At 52.1% G+C, this 22,910-nt stretch carries 21 protein-coding genes; 20 read left to right on the top strand and 1 reads right to left on the bottom strand.

What is annotated here, in order from left to right:
* Positions 1 to 25: 25 nt before the first annotated feature.
* On the bottom strand, positions 26 to 3,187 hold the full coding sequence (locus JW984_05380; GenBank protein ID MBN1572613.1) for a hypothetical protein: 3,162 nt from the start codon (positions 3,185 to 3,187) through the stop codon (positions 26 to 28).
* A 482-nt stretch (positions 3,188 to 3,669) separates the two neighbouring features.
* Here JW984_05380 and JW984_05375 point away from each other — a divergent pair, with 482 nt between their 5' ends.
* The 20 genes from JW984_05375 (at position 3,670) to JW984_05280 (ending at position 22,529) form a co-directional block, all read left to right on the top strand.
* The gene (locus tag JW984_05375; GenBank protein MBN1572612.1) at positions 3,670 to 3,987 is read left to right on the top strand and encodes a hypothetical protein; all 318 of its coding nucleotides are present in this window, start codon (positions 3,670 to 3,672) and stop codon (positions 3,985 to 3,987) included.
* 332 nt (positions 3,988 to 4,319) lie between these two features.
* Positions 4,320 to 6,323: a V-type ATP synthase subunit I gene (locus JW984_05370; protein MBN1572611.1), complete on the top strand. Its 2,004-nt coding sequence runs from the start codon at positions 4,320 to 4,322 to the stop codon at positions 6,321 to 6,323.
* A 139-nt stretch (positions 6,324 to 6,462) separates the two neighbouring features.
* Positions 6,463 to 6,978, top strand: coding sequence for a V-type ATP synthase subunit K (locus JW984_05365; protein MBN1572610.1), 516 nt, complete (start codon positions 6,463 to 6,465; stop codon positions 6,976 to 6,978).
* A gap of 68 nt (positions 6,979 to 7,046) precedes the next feature.
* Positions 7,047 to 7,652, top strand: coding sequence for a V-type ATP synthase subunit E (locus JW984_05360; protein ID MBN1572609.1), 606 nt, complete (start codon positions 7,047 to 7,049; stop codon positions 7,650 to 7,652).
* 19 nt (positions 7,653 to 7,671) lie between these two features.
* Positions 7,672 to 7,869, top strand: a complete 198-nt coding sequence (locus JW984_05355; GenBank protein ID MBN1572608.1) for a hypothetical protein — start codon at positions 7,672 to 7,674, stop codon at positions 7,867 to 7,869.
* A gap of 345 nt (positions 7,870 to 8,214) precedes the next feature.
* Positions 8,215 to 9,279: a V-type ATPase subunit gene (locus JW984_05350; GenBank protein ID MBN1572607.1), complete on the top strand. Its 1,065-nt coding sequence runs from the start codon at positions 8,215 to 8,217 to the stop codon at positions 9,277 to 9,279.
* The gene (locus tag JW984_05345) at positions 9,272 to 9,616 is read left to right on the top strand and encodes a V-type ATP synthase subunit F (protein ID MBN1572606.1); all 345 of its coding nucleotides are present in this window, start codon (positions 9,272 to 9,274) and stop codon (positions 9,614 to 9,616) included. Before JW984_05350 ends, JW984_05345 begins: the two co-directional genes overlap by 8 nt.
* 190 nt (positions 9,617 to 9,806) lie before the next feature.
* Positions 9,807 to 11,585, top strand: coding sequence for a V-type ATP synthase subunit A (locus JW984_05340; GenBank protein MBN1572605.1), 1,779 nt, complete (start codon positions 9,807 to 9,809; stop codon positions 11,583 to 11,585).
* 19 nt (positions 11,586 to 11,604) lie between these two features.
* Positions 11,605 to 13,002 carry a V-type ATP synthase subunit B gene (locus JW984_05335; protein ID MBN1572604.1) on the top strand — a complete coding sequence of 466 codons (1,398 nt, stop codon included), beginning with the start codon at positions 11,605 to 11,607 and terminating at the stop codon, positions 13,000 to 13,002.
* Between the two features lie 358 nt (positions 13,003 to 13,360).
* Positions 13,361 to 13,981, top strand: coding sequence for a V-type ATP synthase subunit D (locus JW984_05330; protein MBN1572603.1), 621 nt, complete (start codon positions 13,361 to 13,363; stop codon positions 13,979 to 13,981).
* Positions 13,982 to 14,368: 387 nt separating this feature from the next.
* A complete protein-coding gene (locus JW984_05325) occupies positions 14,369 to 14,779 on the top strand; it encodes a CD225/dispanin family protein (protein ID MBN1572602.1) in 411 nt (136 codons plus the stop codon).
* Between the two features lie 140 nt (positions 14,780 to 14,919).
* On the top strand, positions 14,920 to 15,078 hold the full coding sequence (locus tag JW984_05320) for a CD225/dispanin family protein (GenBank protein ID MBN1572601.1): 159 nt from the start codon (positions 14,920 to 14,922) through the stop codon (positions 15,076 to 15,078).
* Positions 15,062 to 15,202, top strand: a complete 141-nt coding sequence (locus JW984_05315) for a hypothetical protein (protein MBN1572600.1) — start codon at positions 15,062 to 15,064, stop codon at positions 15,200 to 15,202. Before JW984_05320 ends, JW984_05315 begins: the two co-directional genes overlap by 17 nt.
* A gap of 72 nt (positions 15,203 to 15,274) precedes the next feature.
* Positions 15,275 to 15,496: a CD225/dispanin family protein gene (locus tag JW984_05310; protein ID MBN1572599.1), complete on the top strand. Its 222-nt coding sequence runs from the start codon at positions 15,275 to 15,277 to the stop codon at positions 15,494 to 15,496.
* A gap of 208 nt (positions 15,497 to 15,704) precedes the next feature.
* Complete coding sequence (locus tag JW984_05305) at positions 15,705 to 16,079, top strand: CD225/dispanin family protein (protein ID MBN1572598.1); 375 nt, start codon at positions 15,705 to 15,707, stop codon at positions 16,077 to 16,079.
* Between the two features lie 62 nt (positions 16,080 to 16,141).
* Entirely contained in the window at positions 16,142 to 16,546 is a 405-nt protein-coding gene (locus tag JW984_05300) for a DUF2752 domain-containing protein (GenBank protein ID MBN1572597.1), read from the top strand.
* A 161-nt stretch (positions 16,547 to 16,707) separates the two neighbouring features.
* Positions 16,708 to 17,505 carry a glutamate racemase gene (locus JW984_05295; protein ID MBN1572596.1) on the top strand — a complete coding sequence of 266 codons (798 nt, stop codon included), beginning with the start codon at positions 16,708 to 16,710 and terminating at the stop codon, positions 17,503 to 17,505.
* 85 nt (positions 17,506 to 17,590) lie between these two features.
* Positions 17,591 to 19,630, top strand: a complete 2,040-nt coding sequence (gene fusA, locus JW984_05290) for an elongation factor G (GenBank protein MBN1572595.1) — start codon at positions 17,591 to 17,593, stop codon at positions 19,628 to 19,630.
* A 3-nt stretch (positions 19,631 to 19,633) separates the two neighbouring features.
* Positions 19,634 to 20,395 carry a 1-acyl-sn-glycerol-3-phosphate acyltransferase gene (locus tag JW984_05285; protein MBN1572594.1) on the top strand — a complete coding sequence of 254 codons (762 nt, stop codon included), beginning with the start codon at positions 19,634 to 19,636 and terminating at the stop codon, positions 20,393 to 20,395.
* Between the two features lie 79 nt (positions 20,396 to 20,474).
* Complete coding sequence (locus JW984_05280; protein ID MBN1572593.1) at positions 20,475 to 22,529, top strand: tetratricopeptide repeat protein; 2,055 nt, start codon at positions 20,475 to 20,477, stop codon at positions 22,527 to 22,529.
* The last annotated feature ends 381 nt before the right edge of the window (positions 22,530 to 22,910 follow it).

Raw genomic sequence — 22,910 nt, 5'->3', positions numbered from 1 at the left:
AAGTATCATATCTTTACACTTGAAGCTACCGGAACTTCTGACCGTAGAAGGTAAGCTTCGGGTCACCGACGATTCCCGAGAGGATGGGGGTGCCCAACAGGTTCTCCGCCGTGTTCGAAACACATATCTCGAGGGAGTTTACTCCTTCGATAATATAATCCGTAACGTCAAATCTGTACGGGGGCCACAGCTTTACATCGACCCTTTCCCCGTTCAACACGACCCTTACCGTCTCTCTTACATCCCCGAGGTCGAGGATACCCTTCATCCCGTTAAAACGCTTCGGAATTTTAAGCTCGCACCTGAAGGCCACGGTTCCGCTGTAGTTTCCCGTTCCCTTCTCTCCCCAGTACAGGGTTGTTGTCCTGTTTTTCGTTCGGGTGATGCTGTTTTTGCTTACCCGGAAGTTCCCGGTGATTACGATCGGTTCGATCCCGTGGAGTATCGGGGGGATGGTGGGAAAGCCCGGCTGCCTCGACTTGATGCCAATTCTGTTTTTCCCCCTCCGCAGATAATTTTTCAGATTTGCCCTTCGGTTCGACCTGTCCCAGAGGAAGAAGGGCTCCGAGTCGTCGCTTATCAATTGACCGTTTATGTAGATCTCGGTCGGCTCCCCGTTGTCCTCCCAGACGAGGTGGATTTTATCGGGAATGTGATCCACTAAGAAGTATGATACGATCTCGTATTCCGATCCGGGAGGGGGCATGGAGATTGTGAGGGGAACTCCAAGATACATGGCGGCGTCCTTTATGAGGTCGAACTTTTGGTAAAGTCCCAACCCCCTTGTCTCAATTCCAAAGAGTTTGGCCGCTATATCCGTAAGCTTGAAATCTTTATCCATGCTCTTAAAGGGGGCGTACCGTATACGACTCCTGAGGCCGATGAAGGGCTCCAGCGCCTCGATCAGGAGGCGGATTGCACAGATACTCAGTTTCGTTCTGAATCCGTACCTGTCGTCGCTCCACAGCTTGTGCAGGTTTGGGAACGAGGGCAAAATGGAGGATCTGATCAGGCGCCAGTTGTCGATTCTCATCATGTTGTCCTTTTTGTAGAGGACCTCCCATTTCCTCGGCAGGAACTGTTCCCCGATCTTTTTTTCGGGGAAAAACTGTCTTCCCTTTTTGGAGTTGGTAATATCGTCGTGGATTACGTAGAACTTCGATTCCCCGGGCTCGAACTCGATTTTAAATTTAAGCCCTTTCTTTACCAGCTCGAAGTCGGCGATTCCATATCTCTCGCCGGTTTCGGGATTCCAAAGCTCGGGGATTCCCCTCTCGCGAACGGTCAAGGTTCCCTTGAATCGCTCCACGCCGAGATAGGCGAAAAAATATATATCCGACTGACCGTAACACATCTGTCGGCTGACGAAGTCGGTGGAATTTTTTCCTTCTATTACCGGGCTTGTGACGTTAACCAGCTTCAGGTAATCGATGAGGTCGTCGATGCTTCTTATTGCCGTTTTTTTGATTGAATTTGTGAGATCATCCTCATCTCGGTCATTCTTCTCGAACCGAGAGGGGCCTCCCATGTAGATGACCCTTATCCCGTTCTCTTCCGCGTTGGTCAAGAAATCTTCGGTCGGCTTGGTTATCCGGTCCACTTCAGGAACTATAATGGTGTCATAAATAGATTTTCCGACAAATACTATTCCCGGAGCTATTTTTGTCGTCTCACTTTCGATATCCTCTTCGAAGAGGTAGTCGAAATTCCTCTGATCTCTAATTAAGTTGTCGGTTATCTCCTTTATGCCGTTTATGAACTCCGCCCCCTTTTTTGTCAAGATTCCCATCCCGGTAGTTTCATGCCAGAGGGAGGTTATTGGAAACAACAGGAGGGCCTTTGTCGCTCGCCTTGCGGTGCTTGTAATGAGGCTCACCCTGGAGATGTAATCGGCAAAGATTTTGTAGTATCTCCAGAAGGGCTGCTGGACGAAGTGTGACGGCGGGAAGTCCCTCTTTCTCAGGCCCATCAACGATGTGTGAACGGCGTGGGGGACAAAGAGGTTTATCCCCAAAGCGGCGCCCCAGTCTATCGATCCCTTCAAACTCCTCGGGCCGTATCCCCACCCTGACCCCCCCCATATCTCACAGAGAATTCTCCCGCTCTTTTTTGTGCGGGCGGCGGCCGATACAAGCTTCGGGTTGAAGTTTGGAAAACCGGAGAGTATCTCATCCTTTATGTATCCGTGGCCCGCCCCGAGGTAGTCGGTTCCGGGCACGTGCATCTCGTTAAGGACAGAATAAGGGCTTCCGTGGGAGTGGGGGAACTTCTCCAGAAAGTCCTCCTCCCCGAGGTGGCCCGTGAGCAAAAGGCCGTTCCTTTCCGCCCAGAGTCTCAGCCTCTCGTAGTAAGACTTTCGGGTAAGCTCGGTAACGAGGGAATAATAGTCCCTTCGTACCTTTCTAAAGTCCCCGACATCTTTTATGAGGGAGGGGAGGTAGCCCACTATGTCGTAGCCGAAGCTGTTTGTGAAGTGGCCAGCAAACGTTTTTGTCCACGGAAAAGATCGGTAGTGCTCCGGCTCGTCGGTGAATACTCCGACTATCGGATTACCGAAATATTTTTTCAGGTGTTTCTCAAATCCGCTGTATACGATCCCGATAAAGTGGTCGGTAGCGTCCGGATTCATCAGGTCGAGCGCTCCCCAGTTAGACGATATAAACCAGGGTGCGCCGGTCTGGCAGAAATTGCTGTCGGTCATCCTCCGGGCCGTCACGAGGAGGCTCTTTTTCCCCTTCGGGATATCCGATGAATATTTGAACACATCCTTTTTTATTGAATAGGCCCCGATGAGCTCCTCCCACTTCTCCACCGATTTGCCGTAGCGAAATACGAGCCCCGAGGCGGCAAAATCCGGTTTTTCCTGTATAACCCTTCCAGCCGCGGTCCCGCTCGGCCAGTTGTAATCGTCGTAGAGCCATACCGTCATCCCGAGCTCCTTGGCCTTATTTACTATGGCGACAAGCCTCCTCCAGAATTCATCGCTTGCAAACTTCACGGTAAGCCCCGTCCTGGGATGAAGGACCACCCCCATTATCCCCTTGTCGATAAGCTCCTTGAAGATCGACTCGGTCGTCTTCAGATCCATGTTGAGGTTAAGAAATAAGAAAGGAACGGGAGAGAACTCCCCGGGGGGATTCTCGAATCTGGCGTAAAGACTCTCTATCTTGTTTTCACTCTTTGTCATGTTCGTTATTAAAAATCGTTTTCTATTTCAGGCAATCATTTTGGACTGGCCTTCTCGTTTTGCAGCATTCAAAAGGCGAAGCCATTTAAATGAGTCGACTTTAATGATAACATCGGTTCTAATGATAACATATATTGCGGTAATGTAAATAGTAGAATAATCCCGCCCGCCCTTATTTTTTAATCAAAAAAATGAGTGGAATATTTGAATATTGAAATGCGACAAAAAAGTATCATAAATAAAAAAAATTTAAAAAAATTCTTGATTTATTTCTCACAATAATATAAATATATAACTTCAATCTAAATCCCGGCCGGCCGGGCATAGGTATTTCTAATTTGAAAATCTCGCGGATTGGGATTAAGATTGGGTGGGGGGCAGGGGTGGAATTGAACAAATTGGGCCGGGTTGTTGGATTGCTGGATTGATAGATTGTTGGATTGATTGATATTCCCGGGGCTTAAGGGAGGGAGTGATAAAAGATGGTAAAAAAAATCGTGGATAAGATAAAAGACGCCGAGACCAGAGGTGAAAAGCTGATCAAGGACGCCGAAATGGACGCCGAGTCGAAAGTGATCGAGTTTGAAAAGGAAAGGGCAAATCGCCTGAAAAAGATGGAGAAGGAAAACGAATCGGCAAGAAAGGAGCTTTTGGCCGAGGCCGAAGAAAGAGGTAAGGTCGAGGAATCCAATATCCTCTCCGAGGCGCAAAAGGAGATGAATCTATTGAGGGCCGCCGCCGACAAGAAGAAGGGTGAGGCCGTCAAGTTGATCTTTAAGGCCCTGGGAGTGGAAGGGTAGGCCGTGCCGCAAGCTTACTTTTTTAAACTTTTTTAAAGGAGGGACTATAGATTATTGATCAGAGGGGTTGGTAGCATATTGTGATGACTGCGGAAGTGGATTTATAATGGTGGGGGGGGGAATGAAGGTGAAGGCGATGCGGGTTAGACTTGGGGATTGATGATGAGGGGGCGGAGATGGGGATTGTTGATGGGGAGGAGCGGAGATGGGGGGAGTGCTATATTTGAAGTTGTAGCTGAAATCGAGCGTTATAAGGGGAAGGTAAAAATTATATATATCTGGACTTTTTAGCTATTGAGACTTTTTAATCAGGAAAGTTAAGGATTTGCAAATTGAGTATTTCAGAACTTAAAAAGGTCCTTTTTGCGTTTCATTCCGACGAGAGAAATTCACTCCTGAAGCTTCTCCAGAAGTGGGCCGTGGTTGAGATCTCAGAGCTTACCGAGCCCAACGTCATAGAGACCTTTCCGGAACTTGCGCCGACCGACTCCGATAGGCTTAACGATCTGGTGGCCCTAACCTCCCAGATAGACTTCACAATTAATTTCTTAAAGCCCTACGAGAAGAAAAAGCCCGCGCTTGCCTTTATGACCCCCAAAGAGATGGAGAGCGCCGACGATCTTCTGTCATTGGCCAAAAAGTACAACATTCAAAAAACAATAGACAAGGCCAACAGGCTGAACAGGGAGATAGCCGAAAACAACAATCAGATTGCAAAACTGAGATCATCGGCCAATGTTTTAAAACCCTGGCTAAGCGTCAAGGCGCCCATCGCCGACTTGTCGGAGACGAAAAACGTCTACCAGACGCTTTTCATGATCTACAAGATGCCCAGGGAGAGGATCGGGGAGGTGCTCAACGAGGCGGGAAATACCCATATTATAACGCTTATCTTCGAAGGGGCGAACTACTCCTACTACCATTTTGCCTGTCATAAGGAAGACCGCCCGACCTACGAGGAGGCCCTCGCCTCAATCGAGGCGGAAAAGGAGGCCCTTCCCGAGACATCCGGCACCTTCAAGGATGTCTTGAAAAAGACAGAAAAAGAGGTCACCTCGCTTAAGAATCGGGGAGAAAAGCTCATGGCCGAGGCCGAGGCATTGGCCGCAGATGCGGAAAAGCTTAAAAGGCTATATGACCATTACACCATAGAAAAGGAGCGGGAAGAGGTCATAAAGACGCTTAGATCCTCCACCAGTGTCTCCTATATGGAGGGGTGGGTGCCGACAGATGACCTTCCCAGGCTTGAAAGGGCCATCAAGGAAAATTTCTCTTTCGTCGAGATGGTGGAATTCCCGCCTTCCGAAGACGACAAACCCCCCATCCTGCTGAAAACAAAGGAGAGGATGGTCAAACCCTTTCAGCTCATTACCGAGCTGTACGGGGTGCCGAACCCAAAGGAGGTCGACCCCACTCCGTTACTGTCGCCGTTTTTCGCTGTGTTCTTCGGCCTCTGCCTGACGGATGCAGGATACGGCCTGGTGCTCATCTGTCTACTTCTCTTCGTAATGATAAGGTTTAGAAACAGCCTTGGAAAGACTAAGCTCGTGGGACTCCTGCTCTTGGGGGCAATATCCACGGTGATCCTTGGGGCTCTCATGGGCGGCTGGTTCGGCGATGTGCTGACCCGCCTCCCCGAGGGGTCTTTGTCAAAAAACATCCTGATGTCCTTCAAGGTTATGGACCCCCTAATGGATACCATCACGTTCATGCTTATCTGTATAGTCCTTGGATTCATTCAGATAAACTTCGGCATTTTGATCAGGATGTACAAGAACTTAAAAAAGGGAGATCGTACTCAGGCCATTTTCGTCCAGGGCGGCTGGATTCTGTTCATCAACTCTGCCGCCGTCCTCGTATCCGGCTTTATGGCGGCCGAAATGATTCCCGCCTGGGCAACAAAAGCCGCAACGGTCGGTTTCATCGTGGCTTGCGGGAGCATCATCCTGTTTTCGCACAGGGAATCGAACAACATCTTCGTGAGGATCGCCTGGGGGCTCTACGCCATTTACGGCAGCACCTCATACATGGGCGACCTCTTGAGCTATCTAAGGCTGCTGGCCCTGGGGCTTGCCACCGGAATCATTGCCACGGTTGTAAACCTGATCGCCGCCATGATGGGAGAGATTCCCTATGTGGGAGTCGTCTTTGCCGTCATCATCCTCATTGGCGGCCATACGTTTAACATCGCCGTAAACGCCCTGGGCGCTTTTGTCCACACAACGAGGCTTCAGTACGTGGAGTTCTTCAGCAAGTTCTATGAAGGCGGGGGGAGAACCTTTAAGCCCTTCGGCGTAAAACCGAAATACACTGTTCTTAAGGAGTCAAAAGAATAGCTGTTTCTATAAATGGAAGAGAATCGGGATAGATTTCTTTATGTATCCTAAAATGTGATTTCGCTTAAGAAAATCGTTTAACAAGTAACCTTTCGGAGTTTAGATTATGGAGTTTTTGACTGAGATCTTGAAAGACCATATGTATCTATTAACGGTTCCTGAATGGTCTTTGCCCATTTTAGGCGCCGCTATTTCGGTAATATTCGGCGGATTTGGCTCGGCCATAGGCATCGGCTATGCGGCCCAGGTGGCCAACGGCGTTCTCGCCGAAGACCCGGACAAGTTCGGAAACCTCTTGATCCTCGTGGCGCTTCCAGGGACCCAGGGTATATACGGCTTTTTGGGCGCCTTCTTGATCCTGAACGCCGTCGGGCTGATCGGCGGCCCCGAGGAAGGAATGATGTACGACCTGTCTATGAGTCAGGCCTGGATGGTCATGTTCGCCGGCCTATCGACCGGTCTGTCCGGCTGGATTTCAGGGATAAACCAGGGCAAGGTCTGCGCCACCGGTGTCAGCATGGCCGCAAAGCGTCCCGATGCTATGATGAGGGCAGTCATCTACGGCGCCATGGTTGAGACATACGCCATTCTGGGACTCCTTATAACCATACTGATGCTCAACGGTATCACGATAAAGCAGATTCCGATACCTTAAGCGTGGTTTTGAGCGATTCATCGTGCTAACGATGGCGACTTTTTTCACTAAAGAGTGTAGGTGACTTTATGTCCCTTGATAATATTGTCAAAAAGATCATAGACGAGGCCCGGAAAACCGCCGATGGTGTGAACAAAGGGGCCGATGAGGAGCTCGATCGCCTGAGGGGTAAGTTTTCGAGCGAGGAAAGGCAGCTCAAGGATGATGCCGTAAAGAGGGCAAAGGTGGACGCCGAAGAGATCGTGAGGAGAAGGGTCTCCTCGGCGAGGCTCGAGGGCAGAAAACGCGTCCTTGGCCAAAAGGAGATGATCCTAAACGAGGTCTTCACCGAGGCCAAGAATGGCCTCCTTAACCTCCCGGAGGATCGATACCTCAACCTTCTTACGGAGCTGGTCGTGAAACACGGCGCCGTGGGAGACGAGGTGATAATGCTGTCGCCGAAGGATGCATCCCGCCTCAAAGGCAATCTGAAGGCGTGGAACAATGACCTCAACGAAAGGCTGAAAAAAGAGGGTTTCAAGGGGGAGGTAAGGGTTACCGACGAGACCAGGGATATCGATGGGGGCCTTGTCCTCTCAAAGGGGAGAACGGAGATAAACCTGAGTCTTGATGTGCTCCTCTCGGAGTTGAGACTGACACTCGAAGGGGAGTTGATGGAGATCCTGTTCGGCTGATGGTATCGCCGGAGTTTGGTTGAGCGGGAAGGATGTAGTCTACTATGCAGGGGGTGGGTGTCGTGTTGGGGGGATCGTGTATTGCGAGGGGGAAGGGTGTCGGGACGGGGAGAGTCGGTTTCGGGGATGGTCGGACGGGGGAGGGTACGAGATAGGGATCTGCGGGATGTTTTGCAGGGTAGTGAGGGGCAGGGTAAGGGGGGCGGTGTTTTGTTGATTTTGACTTGGATATTTTAAAATCTGTGGCCCTGTGATTCCCGGTTTAATAGGGGGTCTGTTTTGTCATCCCCAACTTGATTGGGAATCCAGAAAGAGAAAAGATACCGATATGGATTCCCGCTTCCGCGGGAATGACATATATTGACATCCCTAAATTGACTGGGAGTCTATGCTGTCATTCACGGCTCGATCGGTAATCAAGTAGATATTATTCTGTCATTCCCAACTCGATTGGGAATCCAGAAAAGAGAGCAGGTCCTTTTTGCACGATAATGACATATAAGGAATGAAATACGGCTTTCGCTGAGATAACATGCAAAGCTGAAAAATATTAGGTTTTACAATGATTGAAAATGGTTTAGACCTCGATAACAACGTCCCCTTTGGCGACTGGAAGTGGGGAAGCGACCCGAGATACGCCTACGCCGCGGGGTATATCCGCTCGATAGAGGTTCGCATGATAGCCCCGGATCGCTATCTCCGCTTTGCAGAGGCAAGAGGCGTTGAAGACATCTTCTCCATGCTTGGGGATACCGATTACGCCAAGGTGTATCAGGAAGACATCGGCGGCCTCTATGAGTTCGATACCAATGTAATGTTGAGGGAGGAGGAGGAGAGGATAAAGGGGATAATCAACGAGCTTACAAAGGACAAAGACATAACCGATCTCCTCTTTTTGCGGAACGATTTTTTCAACCTAAAGCTGGCCCTGAAAGAGATCTTCGGAGAAAAGGAGCAGGGGAATGCCTATTCACGACTTGGGCTTTTCTCGGCGGATATGATTTTTCAGGAGGCGAAAGAGCCGGAACAGTCCAAGGAGCTGGAAAACTATTTAAGAAATACGGCGGTTGAGGCTAAGAAGGCCTACGAGGCCTCGGCCAATCCCATGGATATCGATATTGTCGTCGACAGGGCCATGTTCAAATATATCATCGATAAGGTCAAAGAGGCCAGGCTCCTATTCTTCTACAAGCTCCTGACCATGGAGGTGGATATCACCAATATCCTCACATTTTTTAGGGCCAGGTGGCAGGAAGAGCCGCAGCCGGTGTTCACCAGGGGCTTTATCGAGGACGGCGGGCTCCCCCTGGCCTATTTCAGCGACCTTTACTTGAGGGAGCTCGACGGAATAGAGACGATATTTTCAAACACCGAGTACGGCGATTTTGTCGGAGAGGGCGTTCCCTACCTGAAAGGGGAGAACTCCTTCTTCCGCTTCGAGGCCATGATAAATAACGAGTTTACAAGGGTGATCGAAAGGACCAAGCTCCTGAACTTCGGAATCGAGATTATCCTCGCGTACCATTACCAGAAGATGATGGAGATAAAGAAGTTGAGGACCGTGTTTATCGCCAAGGAGAACAATTTGTCCGCACAAGATATAAAGATGAGGCTGGGATATGTCTGATGGTAAGGTAGAGGTGGCGGTCATAGGGGACAGGGATTCCGTGCTCGGATTTTCCGCCCTTGGAGTCGCCGTTATGACGCCGGCGCCCGATAAGGTCAGGGAGGCCGTTGTCAAGGCGGTAAAGGATGAGGTCATGGTCCTCTTTATCACGGAGAGAATGGCTGAGACCGTCTCCGACCTCTTGGAAGACCTTTCCGAGAGGCCGTTTCCGACCGTTGTCACAATTCCCGACGCATCGGGAAGCATGGGATTGGGGCTTAAGAAGCTGGACGATATTATCGTGAGGGCCGTGGGCTCCCATATATCGTCCAAGGAGGACGAAGAGGAAACCGGCTGATCTTGATGGTCCCGGGATCGTTGTAAGGATGGGGGGTAGAGAGGGTGAGTTTGTTGGGGGGTGTTGGGGAGGGGGGCGCTTTAAATCGGCTATCCGGGATTGTCTGGAATGATAAAGGCGGAGGGGGCTTTTAGAAAAAAACCATAAATGGAACTGTATGTAAATAACAGATAAAAAGGTTGGTTCGTCAATGGAAAAGGGAATAATTACCAAAGTGTCCGGGCCCCTGGTGGTTGCGGATAAGATGAGCACGTCAAAGATGTTTGACGTGGTGAAGGTAAGCGATGAAGGATTAATAGGAGAGATTATCGAGCTTCACGGGGACAAGGCGTTTATTCAGGTCTACGAGGAGACCGGGGGGATAGGCCCGGGAGACCCCGTGTATCCGACCAGCATGCCCCTTTCGGTGGAGCTTGGCCCCGGGCTGACCACATCCATCTACGACGGGATTCAGCGTCCCTTAAGCGTCATCAAGGACGCGGTGGGCGACTACATAACCCGAGGCGTGGAGGCAATGGCCTTAGACAGGGAAAAGGTCTGGGATTTCGTCGCCACGGCGAAGGAAGGCGATGAGGTCGAGCCGGGGGATATCCTGGGCGAGGTAAGAGAGACCGTGGCCGTCGTACAAAAAATCCTCGTTCCGCCGAACGTTTCCGGCAAGATCAAGATGATCAAGTCGGGCCAGTACAAGGTCGAGGACGTGGTATGCGAGGTAAAGACCGAAGAGGGGAATGAATCGATCACCATGATGCAGAAGTGGCCGGTTCGCGTCCCGAGGCCCTACAAGAGGAAGATCAAGCCGGACAAGCTTCTGACCACGGGTCAGAGGGTCGTGGACGCATTCTTCCCGCTGGCCAAGGGGGGAACGGCCTGCGTGCCCGGCCCCTTCGGGAGCGGAAAGACGGTTATCCAGCACCAGCTGGCAAAGTGGGCCGACGCAGAGGTGATCGTCTACATCGGCTGCGGCGAGCGGGGAAACGAGATGACCGACGTCCTCCAGGAGTTCCCCCACCTCAAAGACCCGAAGACGGGAGAGGCCTTGATCAACAGGACGGTCCTCGTGGCTAATACCTCGAACATGCCGGTGGCCGCAAGGGAGGCCTCCGTGTACACCGGAATCACCATAGCCGAGTACTTCAGGGACATGGGATACTCCGTGGCGGTAATGGCCGATTCCACGTCCCGCTGGGCGGAGGCTATGAGGGAGATATCGGGACGCCTCGAGGAGATGCCCGGCGAGGAGGGCTACCCCGCATACCTCGGAACCAGGATAGCGGAGTTCTACGAGCGTTCCGGAAGGGTGATAACGCTCGGCTCAGGAAACAGGGAGGGGAGCCTCTCGACCATCGGGGCCGTGTCCCCGCCCGGAGGAGACCTCTCCGACCCGGTCGTTCAGGCCACCTTAAGGGTCGTCAAGGTCTTCTGGAGCCTCGAGGACAAGCTGGCCTACCAGCGCCACTTTCCCGCGATCAGCTGGCTAAACAGCTACTCACTCTACCATGAAAACATCGAGCAGAACCTGAGGGAGGAGGTCGCCGAGGACATCGTGGAGGTAAGACAGGAGGCGATGAAGATCCTGCAGGAGGAGGCGGAGCTCGCCGAGATAGTAAAGCTCGTGGGCGTAGACTCGCTGTCGGACAACGACAGGCTTACCCTCGAGACCGCAAGGTCGTTGAGGGAGGATTTTCTCCACCAGAACGCCTTCCACGAGGTCGACAGCTACTGCTCGTCGAGCAAGATGACCAACATCATGAAGCTTATCCTCTTCCTCCACCACAACTCAAAGGAGGCCCTCGAAAAGGGCATATCATTCGATGGGATTGCAAACATGAAGGTAAAGGAGGAGATTGCGAGAGCCAAGTATGTCCCCGAAGGGAAGGCCGGGGAGATAGAAAAGATAAAAAACGCCATTACCAGCGAGCTCGAGTTGATTTCTCAGACCTACGCCAAAGACGAGATATATATGTAGAGGAGGCATCGATTAAAAAATGCAGAAGGAATATCTAACCATAAGGGATATATACGGCCCTCTGGTCATTGTTGAAGAGGTTGAGGGGGTGAAGTACGAGGAGCTTGTGAACGTCGAGCTTCCGGACGGAAAGAGGCGCACGGGAAAGGTGCTCGAGGTTGACGGCGACCGCGCCATGATCCAGCTCTTCGAGGGCACCACCGGTGTCGATATCTATAAATCGAGGGTGAGATTTTTGGGCCGGGGAATCCAGATACCCCTCTCCGAGGACATCCTGGGCAGAGTCTTTGACGGCATGGCCAATCCAATAGACGACGGCCCCAGCATAATCGCCGAGAAGAGGATAGACATCAACGGAAACCCGATCAACCCCTACGCCAGGGACTACCCGGAGGAGTTCATCCAGACCGGAATTTCGGCCATCGACGGGCTGAACACCCTGGTCCGCGGCCAGAAGCTCCCGATATTCTCCGGCTCCGGCCTTCCCCACAACCAGCTCGCGGCGCAGATCGCCCGCCAGTCGAAGGTCTTGGGAACCGAGGAGAGCTTCGCCGTCATCTTCGCGGCGATGGGGATCACCTTCGAGGAGGCGAACTACTTCATCTCCGAGTTCAACAAGACGGGCGCCATCGACCGCTCGGTGCTGTTCCTCAACCTCGCCGACGACCCGGCCCTGGAGCGCGTGGCGACGCCGAGGATGGCCCTAACGTCGGCCGAGTATCTGGCCTTCGAGAAGGGGATGCACGTCCTGGTCATCCTGACCGACATGACCAACTACTGCGAGGCGCTTAGGGAAATATCGGCCGCGAGAAAAGAGATCCCCGGAAGGAGAGGATACCCCGGATACCTCTACACCGACCTCTCCACGATATACGAGAGGGCGGGGAAGATCCAGGGACGCTCCGGCTCCATCACTCAGATACCGATCCTCACCATGCCCGAAGACGACAAGACCCACCCAATCCCGGACCTCACCGGCTACATCACCGAGGGTCAGATCATCCTTTCGAGGGTACTCTACCGGAAAAATATAAGTCCCCCGATAGACGTGCTCCCGTCCCTCTCCAGGCTCAAGGACAAGGGTATGGGTGCGGGAAAGACGAGGGAGGATCACGCCGACGTCAACAACCAGCTCTTCGCCGCATACGCCAGGGGCAAGGAGGCCCAGGAGCTTGCGGTCATCCTTGGCGAGGCCGCGCTCTCCGACATAGACCGCCTCTTCTTCGACTTCGCCAACACCTTCGAGGCCCAGTACGTATCCCAGGGCGAATACGATGACAGGACCATAGAGGAGACCCTCGACCTCGGGTGGAGGCTCTTGAGCGTCTTCCCGACGGTGGAGCTCAAGCGTATCAGAACCGAGTACATAGACAAATACATGTCCAGGTTCAAGAAAAAAGAGGCCGCCGCAAGCTGATCACTGTCGACAGGGGCCGTCGATATGTTGGGTTGTTTATATGTGGGGGGGGGCAGGATACGAGGGGATGCAGCACGAAAGATTAAGGGGGGCCAGATCAAAAGAAGGGCTGAATGGGGTTTAGATAGGGATTGATAAATAGGGGGATGGGGGTGATCGCTTTATACGGTCGGGTATTATTAGGGGGGATAGAGGCATGGGGCTACAGGGAGTGGGGGCGGTTATTTTATATGATTAGATATGGGAATTGGTGGTTAGAGATGGGGATATATGGTCGGGGACGGGAATAGACTGTTAATTGATAACAGACTTTCGGTCGTGTGGTTTTTTTATAGAACACTATCTTTATCTGGAATAGATGAAACTTAACGTCAACAGCACGAGGATGGAGCTTATGCGCTTGAAGCGCAGGCTCGCGGTCGCCCAAAGGGGCCACAAGCTCCTGAAGGACAAGCAGGACGAGCTGATGCGCCGGTTCATGGAGATCATCGAGGAGACGAGGAAGATCAGGGCAAAGGTGGAGAAAGAGCTCTCGGGGGTGCTCGGGCGATTCATACACATCAACTCCTTCATGGGGCCGGAGCGGGTCGAGGAGGCGTTGACGCTGCCTTCCGTCAAGATCGAGATGGAAGTCTCGATAATGTCGATAATGAACGTCAAGGTCCCCGAGATCTCATACAAGATCGAGGGGCCGCCCATCTGCTACGGGTATTCGGGGACGTCCGGTGAACTCGACCTCTACATAGTGGCATTGAGAAAGCTCTTCTCCGACATGATAAAACTCGCCCAGAACGAGAAACGGGCGGAGCTTCTGGCGGAGGAGCTCGTAAAGACCAGAAGGCGGGTGAACGCCCTCGAATACGTCCTCATCCCGAACATACAGGAGACGGTGAGATACATAACCATAAAGCTCGACGAGATGGAGAGAAGCAACCTCTCCCGCCTGATGAAGGTAAAGGACATCGTGAGGGCGAAGTAGCGGGCGGGCGCCGGGGAATCGGGCGGTTGGGTGGCTGTTTGGACTGGGGGATCGGGCAGAGGTTTAGATTGGGGGGTGGGGGGTCGGTCTTATTTCTGTTTGCGGAGGGGGGGTAGGCCTCTTTTTGGGACATGGGGGATGGGGGGAACAGGGGGGATGGTTACCGATGGGATTTGATTGGATGACGGGGTGGCATTCCGATAATTGAATTAAAAACATAAATCAAAAAAATAGACGGTCTTATTTTAAGGCCGTTTTTTTTGTTTTTTAATTTATTTTGACATTGCAATTAGTGAAATATTATCGTATCTTTTTTAAGGCTATCTAATCATAAGCCGCAAATTAGAAAATTGCAGTTGTTCATGTCAATTAGAAAACGAGGATAGGATGAAGTGTCCCTATTGCGGCAGAGTGGGCAAGCCGGAGAGAACTATTTGCGAGTACTGCGGTGCGCCCCTGGATTATATCGAAGAGGTGGAGGAACAGGTAGAGGATATCCCGGATAATATTCCGGAATATACTCAGGATCGTTTAATTGGAAAAGTACCGTGCAACATTGATGTTTATCTTGTTTTCGCAATCTTTATAACGGTTTTTTGCTGTATGCCTTTTGGAATTGTCGCGATTATTTTCGCTGCCCGGGCGAAGATGTTTTTAAACAGGGGAGATTATGTCAAGGCAATGGAGGAGGCGAAGACAGCGAAAGCTTTTTGCTGGATCGGCTTCATAATAGGAACTGTAATAATCGGAATTTATGTTTTTACTGGTTTTTACAAAACCCTTATTGAAGGTATGTAGCTTTGATTGGAGTTTTTTCTCCATAGGTGCTTTTTACGAATTCATTTTACATAAACTAATATGAAATTGGTATGAAGTGCCCCTACTGCAGGGAGGAAAGTCCGCAGGGGAATAACAGGTGCTTGTCTTGCGGGAAGCTCATGAGAAAGGGTAATACATCCGGGAAAAGGGAAGATCACGTCCACGACTACCTCGTGGAGTCGATCCTGGTAACCCTCTTCTGCTGCCAGCCCTTCGGGATTGTGGCCATGATAATATGCCACGCAGGTAAAGTCGTTTCTCTTGGGAGGATTTCATAAGGAGGCGCTGGAGGCCTACGAAAAGGCCAAGAGCTGGTCCATGGCCGGCTTCTGGTCAGCGTTGGTATTGATAGCGGTATTCCTCTTCTTTTTGTTGATCGCCGTCTTGGCCGATATCGATTGATCAACGTATGATATAATTGTCAAGAAGGTATAATCGTGTGATAAGTGTCCCTCTATTTTACAGGAGACCGGTATGAAGTGTCCATATTGTAAAGAGGAGAATCCGCCGAGGAACTTGAGGTGCTCGTTTTGCGGGGAGTCCCTGACCAGAAGCGGGGTAACTGCTGGCCCAACGGATTACGTCCCCGACTACCTCGTCCAGTCGATCCTCGTTACGCTATGCTGCTGTCTCCCCTTCGGAATAGTCGCCATCGTATACGCGGCCAGGGTCAAGGCCTTTTTGCTCGGCAGGTAGTATGCGATGGCCCAGGAGGCCTCGGATAATGCGAAGAAGTGGTGTTGGGTAGGCTTCCTGATCGGTGTCGCTGTTAGCGCAATCTATGCTTTTTTTATTGCTTTAAGCGTAATCCTCGATGACCTATAGTAGTCATGGCTATTGAGCCATGGCTGTCGGGAAGTTTGCTTTTATTGTAGTTTATTCATTGCTTTTTTAGAGGGCAAAAATGAAATGTCCCAATTGTAAAGAAGAAAATCCGCAGGGGAGCGTAAAGTGCTCAAATTGCGGCAAGTCCCTTGAGCCAAAGGCGCTGAAGAAGGGGGAGTCGGAGTACGTCCCGAATTACCTCGCCCCGGCAATCCTCGTTATGATCTTCTGCTGTCTCCCATTCGGGGTGGTGAGCCTCGCTTATGCCGCGCAGGTAAACGGGAGGCTGATCGCCGGCCAGCGCGAAAAGGCGCTCAATGCCTCGCACATGGCCAAGATATGGTGTTTTGTCACGGTCGGCGTCGGGGTCCTCTTTTGGAGCGTCTATTTTATGATCTACTTTTCGATCTTCGGACTCGCCATGATCGGCGCCATAATAGGATCGATGCAGTAGCGTACGAGTGTTTCTAAAGGCCCGTCGTTGAACCTTAAAAGGTCACAGCAGTCGCTAATGATATGAACAAGCTGAATCTAATAAAGGTTGCCTGTGCGGCGCTCATACTTGTGTTTGGACTCGTTGTCCTATACCTTTTCAAGCCCGGGCAGTCCCTCATATATCCCCCATGCCCCTTCCATCTCATCACCGGGCTCTATTGCCCAGGCTGCGGGTCGCTGAGGGCGATCCACGCCCTCCTTCACGGCCAGATCCTAAAAGCCCTCGACCTCAACCCCCTGATGGTTGTTTCCATCCCCTTTTTGGGATACGGTTTTATCTCTCTCGCCCTCTATAAGATAATGGGAAGGGGGCTTCCGCAGCTGATAAGGCACCCCCTATGGGTCTGGTCTATCCTCGCATTGATAGTTGTTTACACGATTTTGAGGAATCTCCCCTTCTATCCCTTCAACGTCCTCGCCCCTTGAGGACGCCTTAAATACAAATGACCGATCCGTTTTTAGCTTTCCCTTGACAATACCGACCAAATGGAATAAAGTAAGGAAAATTTTTGCGTCAAAAAAAGATACAAGTGGAAATATAGACAATAGGTTATTAGTTTTCATGGGATTTTCATGGGGAGGATTCACTGAACAAGGCGATAGGGGTGTTCGATTCCGGGGTCGGGGGGCTTACGGTTCTTAGGGAGATCATGAAGGCCCTTCCGAACGAGGACTGCTTCTACCTCGGGGACACGGCGAGGATACCTTACGGGACTAAGTCAAAGGAGACGGTAACCGGATTTGCGATAAAAAACACCGAGTTTCTGGTGTCGCTGGGGATAAAATTTCTCGTCGTGGCCTGCAACACCGCCGCCGCGGCGGGGCTCGACGCGATAGCGGATAGGTTCGATGTCCCCACGATCGGGGTTGTCCTGCCTGGGGCCGAGCGGGCGGTCAGGGTCACGAAAAACGGCAGGGTGGGGGTGATTGGGACGAGGGCAACGGTATTGAGCGGTGCCTACGAGAGGGAGATAGTGAAAATCGACCCCGCCGTTCAGGTCTTTCAGCAGCCGTGTCCCCTCTTCGTTCCGCTGGCCGAGGAAGGCTGGACCGAAGATGAGATAACCCGGCTTACCGCGGAGAGGTACCTCTCGCGGTTTGCCGAATTCGACCTGGATACGCTTGTCCTCGGCTGCACGCACTACCCGCTCCTTAAGGGCGTGATCCAGGAGGCCGTGGGATACGACGTGACCCTGGTGGATTCCGCCGTGCCGATAGCGTGGGAGGTCAAAAAGAGGCTTACGGAGATGGGGCTTAAGAGGAACGGGGGAGAGGGGAAGAAGAGGTTTTTTGTCACCGACGATCCGGATAATTTTAAAAGGGTGGGCGAGCCCTTTTTGGGGTGCAGGATAGACGACGTCGAACATGTGGATATTGTGGTTTAGGGTGCACAACTTAAAAGCGGGGTAAGGGATTCAGGGGGGGGTGGGGGGGCTGTTTTAAAATAAGGCTGGAGGGATTCATCGAGAGATGGCGGGCGAGGGAAGATTAAAGAATATCCGTAACATCGGGATCATCTCCCATATCGACGCGGGGAAGACCACCGTGACCGAGAGGATCCTCTACTACACGGGGGTTTCCTATAAGATCGGGGAGGTCCACAACGGTGAGGCGGTCATGGACTGGATGCCCCAGGAGCAGGAGAGGGGGATTACGATAACCAGCGCGGTCACAACGTGCGGCTGGCAGGGGCATGAGATCCACATTATCGACACCCCGGGCCATGTCGATTTTACCGTGGAGGTGGAGAGGTCCCTTCGGGTGCTGGACGGCGCGATAGCGATCTTTTCCGGTGTCGAGGGGGTGGAGCCCCAGTCGGAGACGGTCTGGCACCAGGCGGACAAGTACCACGTCCCAAGGGTCGCCTTCATCAACAAGATGGACAGGCTCGGCGCTGATTTCTTCGCCGTAATAGATATGATGGTGGAAAAGCTGGGCGTAAGGCCGCTCGTCGTCACCCTCCCCGTCGGCTCGGAGGAGGAGTTCTCCGGGGTGATCGACCTGATCGATATGAGCGCTATCACTTTTTCCGCGCAAGACCTCGGCGTAACGGTAAGCAGGGGGGAAATCCCAGAGGGGGTCAAAGACAAGGCCTTCGAGTACAGGGAGAAGCTGATAGAGGCCGCGGCCGATATGGACGACAACATAGCGGAAAGGTATCTTGAGGGGGAAGAGATAACAAGGGACTCGATAATCGATGCCGTGAGAAGGGGGACTATCGGCGGCTCTTTCGTCCCGATATTCTGCGGCTCCGGCCTGAGGAACAAGGGGATTCAGCCCCTTCTCGACGGAGTCGTGGATTTTCTCCCCTCACCGATTGACGTTCCCCCCATCGCCGGCACAAACCCGAAGACCGGAGAGGCCGAGGTCAGGAGGAGCGACGAGGGCGAGCCTCTCTCCGCCCTGGCGTTCAAGGTCCATGTAGACCAGGGGAGAAAGCTGACCTATTTCAGGGTATACTCCGGCGTCCTGAAGGCGGGGGCGGAGGTCTACAATCCGAGGCTTAAAAAGCCGGAGCGTATGGCGAGGCTCTTGAAGATGCACGCGAACAAGCGGGAGCGGATAGATACGGCAAAAGCGGGGGACATCGCCGCCGCCGTGGGCCTCAAGGACACCACTACTGGGGACACCCTCTGCGACAAGGATAAGCCGATCCTCCTCGAATCGATCCTCTTTACCGAACCCGTAATAAGCCTCGCCATCGAGCCGAAGACGGTGGCCGATCAGGAGAAGCTCGAGCAGTCGCTGGGAAAGCTCGTTGACGAGGACCCTACTCTGAAGGTCAAGGTCGACGAAGATACGGGACAGACCATCATCTCCGGGATGGGGGAGCTTCACCTGGAGATCGTGGTGGACAGGCTCATGAGGGAGTTCAACATTGCGGCGAACGTAGGAAAGCCACAAGTGGTCTACAGGGAGACTGCGACGAAGGGGGCCGAGTCGGAGGCCACCATAGACAGGGAGATAGCCGGCGAGCAGCGCTACGCCAGGGTCTCCCTATCCATCGAGCCTCTTGATAGGGGTCTGGGAGTCGAGGTCAAAAGCCTCGTGGAGTCGGACGGAATACCGGATGAGTGGATGAACTCCGCCCTGACGGCGATAAGGGACGCCGCCGCGTCGGGGCCGATTCTGGGCTATCCGCTGGCCGATGTGAGGATAAGCATCACGTCCCTCGACGCCAGGGAGGGACTCACCGACGGGATGGCGTTTTCAATAGCCTCCGGAATGGCGGTCAGGAGCGCCGCCGAAAAGGCGTCGCCCGTCCTCCTGGAGCCGATCATGGCGGTCGAGATATTGACCCCGGAAGAGTTCATGGGGGAGATAATCGGGGACCTGAACGCCAGGGGCGGACATCTGAAGGGCGTTGAGCCCAAGGGGAAGATAAACCATGTCAGGGTCGAGGTCCCCCTCTCCAACATGTTCGGCTACTCTACAAAGCTGAGATCGCAGAGTCAGGGAAGGGCAACCTTTACGATGCAGTTTTCTCATTACGGAAGGGTGGAGGATTGACAGATGAAGAAGTTGTTCTATAACTATATCTTTCCCTTTTACCTCCCTGTTGTTGTTCTGGTGACCGGCTTAACCACGGCCTTTTTCGGGGCCATAGTAATAATTATCGGTTTTATCCCCGGTCTGGATACGAACAACAATTTCGGCTATCAGATAGGGAAGTTCTGGGCCTGGCTGAATCTGAAGGTCACCGGGACGAGGCTCAAGGTCAGGGGGATGGATAAAATCGACAGGAAGCGCTCCTACGTCGTGATGTCCAACCACCAGAGCCACTTTGACGTCTGGGCGATCATCTCGAGGCTGCCCCTCTCGCTGAGGTGGGTGATGAAGATCGAGCTCAGGGCGGTTCCGGTCTTCGGCATAGGGTGCGAGAAGCTCGGCCAGATCTACGTGGACAGGTCGAACTCGGAGAAGGCCAGGGAGAGTCTGGAAGCCGCAAAATCTAAGATAGAGGCTGGGGCCTCGGTGGTGTTTTTCCCGGAGGGAACCAGGAGCAACGACGGCAAGCTGTTGACATTCAAAAAGGGGGGATTTCACATGGCCCTCGGCACCGGGACGCCGATCCTGCCGATTACCGTCAACGGAGGGAGGTTCGCCCTTCCCAAGGGATATCCCTTCATGATGAAGCCCGGGAAGATGGAGATTATTGTCCACGATCCGATCGAGGTAGAGGGTTTGGGCTTTGCGGATATAGATACGTTGATGAAGAAGGTAAGAGAAGTGATCGAGGGGGGACTCGATCTCGAGTACGGAAGGATCCTTTAGTGTCTCGCCGTATCCATCCGACCGTGTTCCCACATTTATTACAAAGGGCAATTTTTGTATTTTTTGAGGACATATATCCATGAAATATCATTTTAGACTATTAAATTCTAAATCGCTGTTTGCGATACTGATTGTTACTTTTACCGCCGCCGTAATTCCGGTCTCGGCCTTTTCAGAAGAAGACCCGGAGGTACTCTTTCAGCAGGGATACGAGGCTTACAAAGAGAAAAAATATGAGGATGCAGTCAAGTATTTTGGAGATGCATATTCAATTTACAAAGCTTCGAAGAACGAAGACGGGATGGCACAGGCCTTGAATAACATCGGGCTTATGAAGTTTTATTTGTTTAAGTATAACGACGCGGAGAGATATTATTTAATGGCCCTGGCGATCGACAAGAAGAGAGACGTGGACAAGGACGTTGCTTCGGACCTCTACAACATAGGCGTTCTCTACTATCATATGCAGAGATACGAGGAGGCGCTCTTCTCGTTTTCTAAATCGGCCGAGCTGTATAGAGGGCTGGAAAATGATCAAAAAAGGGCGGAGATTGTCTACTGGGTCGGTAAGGTCCACTATGAACAGGGAGAATACGTGGCGGCGGCGAACTTCTATGCCGCGGCCTCCGATATTCATATGAAGCTGCTGGACAGGGTGGGCTACGCCCGGGATATAGTCGCCCTGGCGGACTGTCTGACTGATCTGGGGAGGCTCGACAAGGCCCTCGACCTGTACGAAGAGGCGGTCAAGGTTTTAATAGCCGACGAGAATGTCGAGTCCGCTGTAAATGTAAAGATTCGCATCGCGGAATCGTTGGAGGAGAACGGAAGATATGAGACGGCAAAGGAGTATCTGGACGAGGCGTTTAAGATGGCGAAGAAGGAGAAGGATAAAGGCATTCAGGGCACCGTTTATACGGCGATGGGAGACTTGTATGATTGCTCCGGTGACTACGAAGAGGCGATAAGAAATTATTACAAGGCAATCGAAATAAAGAAGGAGGCGAAGGAGCTTGGAGACGTGGCCAAGATACAGAGGAAGGTGGGATCGCTGTGGGGAGATCTCATGATGTTTATCGAGGCGGAGAAGGTCTTCGGCGAGGCACGGTTGATATATCAAGTGGGGGGCGATAAGGTAAACGAGGCCGTTGTCCTAAACAGCCTCGGCAACTTCTATCTCAAGGTTGGCGAGATTGATGAGGCGTTAGATTTCCTGAAGAAGGCTGATGAGATGTTTAAGGAGACCAACAGGGATAAATACCGGGGGATAAACCTCCTCGGGATAGGGGAGATTCTATACGACAGTGGGGATTATAAGGAGGCAAGGGCGGTATTTAACGAGGTTCTTAAGCTACTGACGGGAGTAAAAGACAAAAAACACCGGGCGGAGGCGATATCCTACCTGGCGCTTATCGACTACAGGGAGGGCAAGTACAGCTCTTCGTTTAAAAATTTCTCCGATGCCTTAAGCCTCTACCGGGAGGAGAGGAGCAAATGTCGGGAGGCGGACCTCCTGATAGGCTCCGGGTTGGCCCTTATGAAAATGGGCAAGGCAAACGTCGCGAAGGGATTTTTCGCGGAGAGCGGGAAGATCGCGAAGGAGCTGAACCTTGGGCAAATTATCTGGCGCGCGACCTATTGCGAGGCGCTCCTTATGGAGGCGCTGCCCGATGGGAAGGAGGAGCTTATCCTCTCCAGACTCGAAACCGCTCTTTTCGTCGTTCAGCAGAATCCCCCGGAGCTCTACCCCGACCTTCTGGGCGCAAGGCTCGTTCATGTGGAGGACCTGTTCAAAAAGCTCGCCGAGAAGAGGGGGCTGAAAGAACCAGATGCCGAAGCCTTCGCCAACAAGGAGAAAAATGCGATGAATGAGCTCAACGACTTTTTCGGGAACGCCCCGCCGCCCCTGACGGGCGACGACGCCGAGTTCATGGAACTCTTCGTTAAAAAGGCGGGGGTCGTGAACTATTCCCGGGAGAAGCTCGCCGAGGACGAGTTTCGCAAGGCTGACAACAGGGACAAGTTCGCGATAGACCTCCTCAAGGCCCAGGGGGGCTACCTTAATGCTCTGGACAGGATAAAGGATAAGAACCCGACCCTCTGGGACAGGTACTTCAAGGAGGTCTACGAGTAGGGGGGGGAGGTCGGGTTTTTGGTGTTGGGGGGGGGTGGGGAGGTAAGTTCTTTGCCTACTCGTTGGAATTTTCTTTATAAACATTGTTACCTATTTTAGAAATTGACAAGGCTAATATTCCAAATTGTAACTTTTAAGAAGATTAGAAGCGCTTGAGCTAATAAATAGAGGATACTAAATGAAATTAAGAATAAAGCTCTTAATAATGTTGGTCTCTTTTTTTATTTTTACTCTCCCCGCCCAAGCCCAGGAAAAACCAGCGCCACCTCAGAAGTTGATGGATGAGGTAATTAATTTAGGGAATTATAAACGATTTTCCACCAAATTAGTTAGATAAGAAACTACAATTTCGAATATATCATCATTATAACGGTTATTATA

The sequence above is a fragment of the Candidatus Zymogenus saltonus genome, assembly GCA_016929395.1.
GTDB classification, from domain to species: domain Bacteria; phylum Desulfobacterota; class Zymogenia; order Zymogenales; family Zymogenaceae; genus Zymogenus; species Zymogenus saltonus.
The sequence above is the reverse complement of the archived record's forward strand: the minus strand, read 5'-3'. Positions and strand labels throughout refer to the sequence as shown.

Coding starts and splice junctions, on each gene's coding strand:
- JW984_05380 (MBN1572613.1), bottom strand. CDS start 3,187: ATGACAAAGAGTGAAAACAAGATAGAGAGTCTTTACGCCAGATTCGAG.
- JW984_05375 (MBN1572612.1), top strand. CDS start 3,670: ATGGTAAAAAAAATCGTGGATAAGATAAAAGACGCCGAGACCAGAGGT.
- JW984_05365 (MBN1572610.1), top strand. CDS start 6,463: ATGTATCTATTAACGGTTCCTGAATGGTCTTTGCCCATTTTAGGCGCC.
- JW984_05360 (MBN1572609.1), top strand. CDS start 7,047: ATGTCCCTTGATAATATTGTCAAAAAGATCATAGACGAGGCCCGGAAA.
- JW984_05350 (MBN1572607.1), top strand. CDS start 8,215: ATGATTGAAAATGGTTTAGACCTCGATAACAACGTCCCCTTTGGCGAC.
- JW984_05345 (MBN1572606.1), top strand. CDS start 9,272: ATGTCTGATGGTAAGGTAGAGGTGGCGGTCATAGGGGACAGGGATTCC.
- JW984_05340 (MBN1572605.1), top strand. CDS start 9,807: ATGGAAAAGGGAATAATTACCAAAGTGTCCGGGCCCCTGGTGGTTGCG.
- JW984_05335 (MBN1572604.1), top strand. CDS start 11,605: ATGCAGAAGGAATATCTAACCATAAGGGATATATACGGCCCTCTGGTC.
- JW984_05330 (MBN1572603.1), top strand. CDS start 13,361: ATGAAACTTAACGTCAACAGCACGAGGATGGAGCTTATGCGCTTGAAG.
- JW984_05325 (MBN1572602.1), top strand. CDS start 14,369: ATGAAGTGTCCCTATTGCGGCAGAGTGGGCAAGCCGGAGAGAACTATT.
- JW984_05320 (MBN1572601.1), top strand. CDS start 14,920: ATGAGAAAGGGTAATACATCCGGGAAAAGGGAAGATCACGTCCACGAC.
- JW984_05310 (MBN1572599.1), top strand. CDS start 15,275: ATGAAGTGTCCATATTGTAAAGAGGAGAATCCGCCGAGGAACTTGAGG.
- JW984_05305 (MBN1572598.1), top strand. CDS start 15,705: ATGAAATGTCCCAATTGTAAAGAAGAAAATCCGCAGGGGAGCGTAAAG.
- JW984_05300 (MBN1572597.1), top strand. CDS start 16,142: ATGAACAAGCTGAATCTAATAAAGGTTGCCTGTGCGGCGCTCATACTT.
- fusA (MBN1572595.1), top strand. CDS start 17,591: ATGGCGGGCGAGGGAAGATTAAAGAATATCCGTAACATCGGGATCATC.
- JW984_05285 (MBN1572594.1), top strand. CDS start 19,634: ATGAAGAAGTTGTTCTATAACTATATCTTTCCCTTTTACCTCCCTGTT.
- JW984_05280 (MBN1572593.1), top strand. CDS start 20,475: ATGAAATATCATTTTAGACTATTAAATTCTAAATCGCTGTTTGCGATA.